This window comes from Calothrix rhizosoleniae SC01 (genome assembly GCF_900185595.1).
GTDB classification, from domain to species: Bacteria; Cyanobacteriota; Cyanobacteriia; order Cyanobacteriales; family Nostocaceae; genus Calothrix_A; species Calothrix_A rhizosoleniae.
On sequence record NZ_FYBH01000448.1, the window covers coordinates 1 to 3,361 of the forward strand.

3 protein-coding genes are annotated in these 3,361 nt (G+C 37.5%); all 3 read left to right on the forward strand.

What is annotated here, in order from left to right; all coding sequences use genetic code 11:
• The coding region (locus tag CALSC_RS25220; RefSeq protein ID WP_143288394.1) for a ShlB/FhaC/HecB family hemolysin secretion/activation protein at positions 1–798 on the forward strand (798 nt) is incomplete at its 5' end.
• A 499-nt stretch (positions 799–1,297) separates the two neighbouring features.
• Positions 1,298–2,194: a two-partner secretion domain-containing protein gene (locus CALSC_RS25225; protein WP_088243928.1), complete on the forward strand. Its 897-nt coding sequence runs from the start codon at positions 1,298–1,300 to the stop codon at positions 2,192–2,194.
• A gap of 249 nt (positions 2,195–2,443) precedes the next feature.
• Positions 2,444–3,361: hypothetical protein (locus tag CALSC_RS27180; protein ID WP_200817760.1), on the forward strand; the 918-nt coding region annotated here is incomplete at its 3' end.

The window sequence follows — 3,361 nt, forward strand, 5'->3', positions numbered from 1 at the left end:
AATAATAACAAATTAATTAATCCTCCCTTAGGAGAGCCTTTCTCTGATGTGAAAGGTAGTTTGGATTTTTATGAACTCAGTTACCGTCAACCCTTAGTGCGATCGCTCAAACAAGAGTTCGCTTTATCCACTGCATTTGCTTTTCAGGGTACTAATGGATCTTTCACATTTGATGGCGTTCCTTTCAGTTCTGGGCGTAGTCGTACCCGTGTTCTCAAATTTGGGCAAGACTATCTTCACCGTGACAATCAAGGAGCTTGGGCAATACAATCTCAATTTAGTTTTGGTTTAGATATTTTTGATGCAACTATCAGTTCTGATGATAGTCAAGATGGGCGTTTTTTCAGTTGGTTTGGTCAAGTGCAACGGGTGCAACGGTTGGGTAATGACAATTTGTTGATTGTACAAGCCGATTTGCAATTGACACCAGATGATGTGCCATCATTCTATGAGTTCTTTATTGGGGGTGGTCAATCTCTGCGGGGTTACCGTCAAAATGCTCGCTCTGGAGACAATGGATATCGCCTATCGGTGGAAGGTCGTATTCCCATATTACGTAATAAGGAAAAAGTTCCCACATTGCAACTTACTCCTTTTGTGGATTTAGGGCAAGTGTGGAATAAAACAGGCGACATTGATGATTCATTTCTGGCTAGTGCAGGGTTAGGGTTGTTATGGCAACCAATACGAAATTTGAATATCCGTGTTGATTATGGTATTCCCTTTGTAGATATAGAAACACCAAGCAATAGTCTTCAGGATGATGGCTTGCATTTCAGTTTTACCTATAGTCCTTAATCTGAACTAGTAGTTCATTGCATTAGTTCTGATAGCTAGGTAATACCATTTTGGATTTTGGATTGCGAAATTGCCACCAAATAAGCCTTTTAACTTTCCATCTATTGCAATTATTTTTCAAATTGGTATAACATATCCCCGACTTCTGAATCAATTCCGCAGTTTGTAGTAATTCCTAGGAATAGAAGTAGGGGATCTAAATACTTGAACATTTCACAGCCAAGATGGCTGTGCTACAACCAATTAGAACTCATAAAAAGGACTGCTAATTGCTCTGCTTAAAGAGCATACAACAGAGTTAACATTTGGTAAGAAAATTACACAAAAATTAGCAGATACAAGTATATTTTTTTAACAGTGTAAATTTTGAATACGAAGAAGAGTTGAAAGCCTTCAATTTTGATATATTTATGATAAAGCTTCAATAAAAATTATAGTTTTTTATTACTGGAATATTTTTTATCAAAATCGAAATAAGTATTAATAAGCAGAGTTAAACGTGAATAAAGTTAGTATCTCATTAATAGCACTCCCTTTAGTAGGAGTAATTGGTGTAGGAAAAGTACAAGCACAAATTACTCAAGCAAATGACGGTACAGGTACTACTGTTACTACTAATAATAATAACAATAATCAAACTGATATCACTGGCGGAACGATTTCTAACAATGGTAATGGGACAAATCAGTTTCACAGTTTGACTCAATTCAATGTGGATGCAGGTAAAACTGCGAACTTTGAGGCTGCAAATGGAAATATCAGTAATATTCTGACTCGCATTACTGGTGGAAATGTTTCTACAATTAACGGCACGATTCAGGTTACAGGTGGTAATAACCCAAACTTGTTTTTAATGAACCCAGCAGGTTTTATTTTTGGTAATGGTGCAACCTTGAGTCTACCTGGCTCTTTAACTGTAACAACAGCTAATGGTATTGGATTTGGTTCTAATGGTTCTAATTTTTTCAATGCAACTGATAGCAATAACTATGCTGCGTTGACAGGTGATCCTACTGCTTTTGTTTTCACGATGGAAAAGCCAGGGGCAATTATTAACTCTGAGGACTTGAGTGTTAATGAGGGAGAAAATTTAACTTTACTGGGTGGTACGGTAGTAAATACTGGAAAGCTAGAAGCACCAAATGGCCAGATTACTATAGCTGCGGTTCCTGGTAAGAATATAGTGCGGATTAGTCAACAGGGAAATCTGCTGTCTCTTGATATTGAATCAACAACGGGAAATACTAATCCATTACCCAACAAATTGACAATTGAATCTTTACCAAATCTATTGACTGGTGGCAATATCAGCAATGTAACAGGAATTACCGTTAATGACAATGGTACAGTTGTCCTCACTGGTTCTAATATCAGCGTAAGTAAGTCGGCACAATAAAACCAAACTATGTGAAGAATAGTAAATAAGCCTAAAACCCTTGTTCCCCCTGCTCCCTGCTCCCTGCCCCCTGCCTTATCCAAACGATAATTTTTTACGCCAACCTACTTACAAGATGGAGATGTTGTTAGCTACAATACTGGCGAAGACAATTCTATTGTTCCGAATGATCGTTCTGGTATTTCCGAGGCTCCATTGAATCTATCCATAACTTCTAAGAGCGGCAATATTAAAACAGATAAAATTATAGTGGGTGAAAAGGTCATTTTATCGGCTGAGGAAGGAAACATAGAAGTAGATACTATTTTTGCAGGAATTCTTGATAATAATGTGGAGGATGAAAATTTTCAAAGGATTGTCCGTGCTGGTGATATTGATATCAAAGCTGGGGGATTTTTTAGAGCAATTGGAACGGAAAATGAAAATTTAGATAATAGAAATGATTCAGATCGCGAATTTGAAGAAATAGTCGCTAGTATAATAGTTGCTAATCCGGCATCTGATCCTTCTAATAATGCAACAGCAAATGAGGAAGTATTACCATTTATTAGAATTACTACTAAAAATGGACTTGCATTAATTGAAAATGAACCAGAACCAGAAACAAATAATCAAGGAAGAGGTCGGGTAATAATTGAGGTTGGAACTGAATTTTTTGTAGTAGGAGATGGTACACAAGAAACAGATTCATTCCAAGATAATCAGAGCGGTACTATTGGGGCTATTGCCGCACGAACTAATGGTAATAATAGTGGAGACACATTTTTTGATGGTAGAGAATTTGGTACCGCAGATCCAAATCCAGACCCAAATCCAGTTCCAAATCCAGACCCAAATCCAGTTCCAAATCCAGACCCCAATCCAGACCCCAATCCAGACCCCAATCCAGACTCCAATCCAGACTCCAATCCGGACCAAGAACAAGAACAACAACAACAAGACCAACAACAACAACAACAACAAGACGAAGACGAAGAACAATCAGAAACCACAATTTTTCGTGTCTTATTATTAGATGAATCCCTGGTTGCTTCGCTCAAAGACAAGGGTCATGCAACTGAGTTAACACTTAGTAATGATGGGGAAGGAGAATTAAAAGGCTCAGATTTTAATATTGACGATGAAGAAGAGTTTGAAGCCTTCAACTTTGATAGAAACTTACTCCAT